Annotated in this window: 5 protein-coding genes; 1 reads left to right on the forward strand and 4 read right to left on the reverse strand. The window is 34.7% G+C overall.

The window, feature by feature from the left end:
• The 4 genes from AC3DU7_RS10320 to cysS form a co-directional block, all read right to left on the reverse strand.
• On the reverse strand, positions 1-1,052 hold a 1,052-nt coding region (locus tag AC3DU7_RS10320; RefSeq protein WP_488039262.1), incomplete at its 3' end, for an adenylate/guanylate cyclase domain-containing protein.
• Positions 1,049-1,426: a response regulator gene (locus tag AC3DU7_RS10325; protein ID WP_488039263.1), complete on the reverse strand. Its 378-nt coding sequence runs from the start codon at positions 1,424-1,426 to the stop codon at positions 1,049-1,051. The genes AC3DU7_RS10320 and AC3DU7_RS10325, both read right to left, overlap by 4 nt.
• 1,494 nt (positions 1,427-2,920) lie before the next feature.
• Positions 2,921-4,030 (reverse strand): AI-2E family transporter, encoded by a 1,110-nt coding sequence (locus tag AC3DU7_RS10330; RefSeq protein WP_488039264.1) that lies wholly within the window; start codon positions 4,028-4,030, stop codon positions 2,921-2,923.
• 534 nt (positions 4,031-4,564) lie between these two features.
• Positions 4,565-6,034 carry a cysteine--tRNA ligase gene (cysS, locus tag AC3DU7_RS10335; RefSeq protein ID WP_488039265.1) on the reverse strand — a complete coding sequence of 490 codons (1,470 nt, stop codon included), beginning with the start codon at positions 6,032-6,034 and terminating at the stop codon, positions 4,565-4,567.
• A gap of 972 nt (positions 6,035-7,006) precedes the next feature.
• Between cysS and AC3DU7_RS10340 the strand changes: the two genes are divergently transcribed.
• Positions 7,007-7,437, forward strand: a 431-nt coding sequence (locus tag AC3DU7_RS10340; protein ID WP_488039266.1) for a sulfotransferase family protein, incomplete at its 3' end; no start/stop codon positions are given.

Consider the following 7,437-nt stretch of genomic DNA (forward strand, 5'->3'; position numbering starts at 1 on the left):
TTTCTACCCAGAAGTAGATAAGTACTCATATTACCCTTACCTTTAACATCAATTGTCCCTCGATCTTCAAATCTGTATTTGTCTGCTAAACAATCATAAGTGGCCTGGGCAACCTGAATCATACCCGGAATACCGTGAGACTCCATCCGGTGGGCCGTATTTACTGTATCGCCCCAAAGGTCATAGGCAAATTTTTTGGTCCCAATAACTCCTGCTTCTACTGCTCCCGTATTAATACCAATACGAATTTTCAAAGACTTACCTTCTTTTTTAGAAATTTCCTGGATTTCCGTTAACATTTCAAGGGCCATGTCTGCGATCGCCTCTGCATGATCCTCTTTTGGAATTGGTAGTCCACCTACTATCATATAGGCATCACCAATAGTTTTAATTTTCTCTAGTCCATACTTGTCCGCCAATTCATCAAAAGCAGAAAAAATTCTATTGAGTAACTCTACCAGTTCGGCAGGAGATAAACTGGCCGAAATTTTGGTAAAACCTACCAAATCTGCAAATAAAACTGTTACTTCACTAAAGCTATCGGCGATAGTTTCCTCTCCCTGTTTTAAGCGTTGGGCAATTGCCTCAGGTAAAATATTTAATAACAGCCTTTCTGACTTTTGCTTTTCCTCAGCTAGTTGTTTTAAATATGCTTGTTCCTGATCCCGAAGTGTTTTCTTTTCTAAACAAGCATTAATCCTCGCCTTTAGCAGTATAGGGTTAAAAGGCTTGGACAAATAATCTTCTGCTCCCAATTCAATACAACGGACTATACTCTCAATATCGTCCACTGCTGAAATCATAATTACTGGGATATGCCGTAGTTTAGGGTCAGACTTGAGAGCTTCGAGGACTTCATAACCGTTCATTTGTGGCATCATAATATCTAGTAGTACCAAGTCAAACGGTTGGGATTGTATTATTTCTAGAGCTTGAAACCCATTAATCGCAGCACTGATTGAATGGCCCTCTCGCTTAAGTCGTCGTACCAAAAGCTCTCGGTTGACTTGATTATCATCTACAACCAGTATCTTTCCCTGGCCATGCTTCATTTCCTTGGTTCTTTACCTGTAAGATGTTTGATCTTGTCTAATAATCTGGGAAGTTCTACTGGTTTTGTATCATAATCATTGCATCCAGCAGCAATACATTTTTCTCGGTCTCCTGCCATAGCGTGGGCAGTCATTGCTATTATGGGAATATGGCTAGTTTCTGAGTTATCTTTAATTTTTTTTGCTGCTTGCCACCCATCTAAGACTGGCAAGCTCATGTCCATTAAAATTAAATCTGGCGATCTTGATTTGGACATCTCCACACCTTCAATTCCATCAACAGCAATAATTACTTCAAAACCTCTACGTATGAGACGTCTCGATAACATATCTCGGTTCATCTCATTGTCTTCAACTAAGAGAATCTTAACCATTTTTTCCTTCTTTGTGAAATAATATCGGCATTCTACCTCCTTTGAAATTTCTTTTAACAGAGTGACATTTTTTTTCTGCTTTTTTCTGCAGGAGAAGATAACCAACAAATATTTATTACCCCCTGATTTTCCCTAGTTAAGAGCTGTTTTGTTATAAAAATATAGAGCTATACATAATTATTTCAGAGAGCAAAATATTTTCTTGACCAAAAAATAAGGTCTCAAGCCTTCCCTTTGAAATGGATGAAAAAGCGGTCAAAGAATGGCGAGGAAAACTCGCTATATCCAATCGACTAGAAAATCAAGTTCAATATTTCAAGCCTCTGACTTCAAGCAGAGGTACTGATAACTGATAACTGATAACTGATAACTGAAATGACCACATCCTTGTCAATATTTACTACTTTTATATTATATTGCTTGCTACAACTAAAATATGCGGATTGATAATCTTGAGTATCTTCATAAATATATTTAAGACTATGTGGTAAACAGAGTGTAGTCAATCAATTATATAGCAATCCTAAATGATTTGTAAATCTTACCTAACTCTATGTAAAAAGTATGAAAATCTTACTTCAATTCAAGGATATCCCAATTCTCTGATATTTTCTGCACAACCGCTACGAGGACTGCTAGTATAGCAAGGACTAAATTTATAAGTAGTTCTCAAGATGTAAGGGTATTGATTAGTATGTTCCTTGAATTTAATTTTCAGGGGTTAAATTTCAATAATTATTACTTTTTTAGCACTACTAAATTTATGAATTTTAAATCCCTAGAGTAATAGGGCGTTTTTATCTGGAATGTGGAAACAGAGTGCTATGAAAAAGGTATAGATTCAACAATTAATAATTAATAATTAGGGCTTGCTGATTAAATATCAAAGCATTGACTGATATTGGTTGTAGCATTTTTTTGTCTAAAAAAGTGTTAGCTTTTCGGTGTAAAGAGCTGCTAAAGCTAGTATTTTGGGACGATTATGGCAGAAAAATCACTCTTATAGCAATGAGCGCTGGTATATTTACAAATTGCAGGAGGGGCCAAATAGCTAAAAGTCTTATATTCTCGGCAATTTATTCCTCCTCTTGCCTGCGCACAAGGCTATACAATTTTTCCGACTATCTCCTAATGAATTCCCATTTATCCTGACTTTCCCTCCTGGGAGGGGTTAAGGGTGGATTGACTCCTGACTATGTCCTCCTACCTCTACCAAAATACTTCCATAAGCAAACCCTAATTACCTCTCTTTGATAAAGAAGAGGTAATTATTAATTCTTAAATTCTTGAAATCTCAAATAAAAATACTATACTATAGCAATCTTAATTTGAGTTGTGAAATATTGTAGATTTTAAGGACTAGACAATAGGGAATAGGGAACAGAGAAAGAGAAAAACCGAAGCAATAAAATTATCACAAATTATTTAGTATTACTGTAAAGAATTCAACGCCTTCTTCTTTCTTCCTTCTGCCATAACATCTCAAAACTAAAATCAAGAAGTCACGGGTGGTGAATTCTGATCGCCATTATTCATAACTAGGGATTGCATATTTTCTGCTTCTAATTTAGGTTTTAAATATAAATTTTCTACCAAAGCAGCACTACCAGCAAACCAAGGTGGAACAATCAAAGCACCGATAATTCCTAATAATTGAATTCCCACTAAAACTGATAGTAACTGATATAAAGGATGTACTCCAACAGAAGAACCAACCAGTAAAGGATCTAGTACATAAGTTTCCACATTTTGGATAACATAATACAAAATTATTACCCACAAAAATAACCATCCACCTTTAGCAATAGCCACAATTAAAGCTGGGATTGCACCTAAAATTGGACCAATAAAAGGGATTAAGTTTGTAACAGAAGCTATTGCTCCTAAACCTAGAGAAAAATCTTGCAATCCTAAAAATCCTAAACCAGTAGTAGTTGCTATACCTAGAATGACAGAAACTATGATACGTCCCCTAATATAACCTCCCATTCTTTGAGTAACAGGAAAAACTTGATTTTCCAGTCTTGTATCCCAAGGTTGAGGAAAAAGTTTTACTAAGCCATTAATCAAAGTTTTGCTATCTGCTAACATATAGCCCGAAATAAATAAAGCTAATATTAAACTAATTACTCCTCCCAATACACCTTTAGTTAAACTATAAGAGCGTAGTAATAATTGTTGACTAGAACGAATTACCCAACTGGTAACAGATTTAGTATCAAAAATTTGATTAATCCACTCAGGGGGATTTTGAATGAAGGAACTAATAAAATCTTCAATATTATCTCCAATACTCTCAGAAAATAGTGGTAATTGTCGTAAAAGTCTTTCAATTTGATCGAATACTGGTGGACCAATAGTTAAAGCTATACTTATCAATCCAGAAATGAGAGTTAAATAAACTATAACTACCCCTAACCAACGGGGGAGTTTCATTTTTTCTGTGATGTATACTAATGGTGAAATTGATGCAGCTAAAACTACTGAAAGCATTAAAAGTACAATTAGACTTCGCACTTGCCATAGCAGAATTAGTAGTAAAAAACTACTAATAATTAATACGATATTAGATAGGGAAATAGAAATCCTTTGTTCGGGTTTCATATTAATAATTTGTCGGGTTAAAATTTGACATTCGTCTGGCTTAGTTTCAGTTGTAATTGAAGAAGGAAGAAAGCAGAAAGCAGAATGGAAAATTACTTATGGATATATACGACACGCCACTTCATGTCTTAATACCAAATTGATAAATATTTGCTATAAATAGTTAGGATATCTATTAGGAGTCAGGAGTCATAATTAATAGCTTTAAATACCATTTTTCAGGTCAGAAATTATTCTTTTTATCAAAAGAAAAATGCAGTATATGTCTTTTTCTTCCTATTACTATTCGTAACATTCTTTTTTCAAATTGGTATTATAACCCCAAGCAATTTAAAGAACCTCCATTGACGATAGGGTATTAAACCAACCACTGAAAAGATCAATTAACTAAGGGAATAGCAGAAAATAAATTATCCCAATTTTTATACTTTATCTTTAACTAGCTAATCTCTACTCCCTTACTTTTTCAATTTTTTCCCTACTCCCTACTCCCTTACTTTCATAGCTAATAGATAATTTTTTATTTGGAGGTCCCTAATTTCGATGCCAGCGCGTTACACCACCAGGTTGATCTATTAGTTTAATACCTTGGTTTTGTAGTTCATCTCTAATGCGGTCTGCTTCAGAATAATTCTTGGCTTTTTTTGCTGCTAAACGTTGCTGAATTAAAGACTCTATTTCAGCATCACTTAAACCTCCAATTTCACCATTAATTTCTGCATTTGGTTGAAATTCTAAACCTAATACTTGTGATAACTTTACAAGAGTTATCCATTGTTTTTGTAATTCCTCTAAAGATGTTTCAGTTTGGCCTTCATGTACTAATATATTACCCTCTCGACGTAACTCCTTAGCTAATTCAAATAAAACAGCTAAAGCACCAGGAGTATTAATATCATCATCCATTGCTTTCTGAAATTGTTCGACTTGAGAAGTTAATAAATTTGTCTTTTCAGATAATACTTTTTCTGGCGTTTCCCATCCCAATTGAGAACCATATTGATAAGCAAATAATATACCTTCCTTAATCGTATTCCAACCATTTTCAGCAGAAGCGATCGCTTCAGAGGTAAAATCAATAGGCTTTCTGTATTGAGCAGTCAAAACAAACATTCTTACAGCCATTGGGTCTACAGGTTTGTCTAATAAATCCCGAATCGTGGTAAAATTACCAAGGGACTTTGACATTTTTTCCCCATTAATTGTGACAAAGCCATTATGTAACCAATATTTAGCCAAAGACTTTCCAGTTACTGCTTCCGACTGAGCAACTTCATTTTCATGGTGAGGAAAAATTAAGTCCGCCCCACCACCATGAATATCAATAGTCTCTCCTAAACACTCTCGCACCATTGCCGAACATTCAATATGCCAACCTGGTCTTCCTTGTCCCCAGGGAGAATTCCACGCAGGTTCCCCCGGTTTTGCTGCTTTCCATAGGGCAAAATCAAATGGGTCTTTCTTTTTAGAGGTCTCTAAATTTTCTTCCCCAACTCTACCACTTGCTCCAGCTTGCATTTCCCCCAAACGACGGCCCGATAACTTCCCATATTCGGTAAATTCCCGCACCTGATAATAGACATCCCCTCCCGCAGAATAGGCAAAACCTTTTTTTTCTAAGTCGTTGATTAACTGCTGAATTCCATCTATTGTCTGAGTTGCCCGAGGATATTCATCCGCTTCTAGCACATTCAACCGCTTCATATCCTCAAAATAAGTCTCAGTGAAGCGTTTGGCCACAGATTCCATAGAAGTACCTGTTTCTCTGGCCCGATTCAGTATTTTATCATCTATATCAGTAAAGTTTTGCACATATCGTACCTGATAGCCCCGCCACATTAGATATCGACGTATTATGTCCCAGACAATATATGAACGAGCATGACCCAAATGGCAATAGTCATATACTGTAACACCGCAACAGTACATCTTAACTTTGCCTGGTTCTAGGGATTCAAAATTTTCTTGGCTACGAGTCAGGGTGTTGTATAGTTTCAGGGTCATAAAGTAATTTCAATAAGTTTTTTCTAGTCCTAATTATAATAATTATAAGGGGAATAGCTGTTTTTGATTTTGGCGTTAATTTAATTATGAATTTTTAATCTTCACAATTATTTTTATGGTAAATCTGCCGTTCAAAAGATGTTTTTTTCAGGATACCTGAAATTTTCTGTTTTTCACCGATAATTTTTGGGTATGTGCTTCCCCTTTTAAGAGGATAAAAAAAGAGAATATTCCTTATGTCAAGCCTCCTTATTGCAGAGATACTGACAACTGATAACTGATAACTGAAATCACCTTACTCCACACATTGATTTGTGATTTCTAAAAATTAGATGATATTTCAATAATTGATAATAACCTCTCCCTAAAAGTAAGAGGATTTAATAAAAGGAAAATTTTTTCTTGTTTCTCCTTTAAAAGAGAGGTTTTAAACCTTAATTATTCGGTAAATGGTTTATAATAATATTGTAAGCATTTAGCTATTAGCATTTCCTACGGAATACTCCGCAAATAGGTTTTCGGTGCGGAATGCTGTGTAAACAGCTTTTGAAAGTTAATAGCTTATGCCATTTCACTTAAAAAATGCCACAAATGGTTTGTAACTGATGAAGTCATACAATAAGCTGAAATTACTGTAGAGAGAAGTTTTAAATACTTAAAATATCACTTTTGACTTCTTGATTTTGACTTTTGGCTTTTATGAATCCTTCTATTTTAAGAGGATAAAAAGCGTTCGATCTTCGGAGCTTCCCATAGGTTGGGATGGTGTTAGGACCGGGTTTACAAGAACAGGTCTCCTCGTCATATCCAAATAGACCAAGGAAAAAAATTCAGTATTTCAAGCCTCTACTTGAAGCAAGAGATACTGATAACTTAAATGACTGCTTGAATAGAATAATTTAAAACTCTGGCTAGTCCATAGAAATTATGTGCCTTTCACTATATTAATGTTTAGTTAAAAATAATCTAAATATGATTTCACAATTTAAGTATCATCTCAGAAATCTCATTACATTTAGATACTTTAGCCCAATATTTTCTAGGAATTTATTTTTTATTTTTGGCTGTCAAAGAAGTGGTACAACCTTATTACTATCCATTCTTAATGCACATCCTCAAATTACTTGTGTAGATGAAACAGAATTTCCTAGTCCATATCCTTTTCCTTCAGCTCAAAGGTTAGCTATTAATAAGATAGCCCATCATTATCTATGCTTTAAGATGTTAGAGCATTCTCATAAACTAGATTTCTTAAAAAGATTTTATCCTAATTCAAAAATACTATGGCCGATTAGAAATCCTCATAGCGCTATTTCTTCGATGCTCAATCTAGTTAATTCAGAAGGAGATTGGATTGATCGATGTGTTATAAAAGAAATAGAAAGACTCAAACCTTTTTTTGG

The sequence above is a fragment of the Okeania sp. genome (assembly GCF_983059655.1).

Bases quoted from the DNA above. Each gene is read 5' to 3' on its own strand.
- AC3DU7_RS10330 (WP_488039264.1), bottom strand. From the start codon at position 4,030: ATGAAACCCGAACAAAGGATTTCTATTTCCCTATCTAATATCGTATTA.
- AC3DU7_RS10325 (WP_488039263.1), bottom strand. From the start codon at position 1,426: ATGGTTAAGATTCTCTTAGTTGAAGACAATGAGATGAACCGAGATATG.
- cysS (WP_488039265.1), bottom strand. From the start codon at position 6,034: ATGACCCTGAAACTATACAACACCCTGACTCGTAGCCAAGAAAATTTT.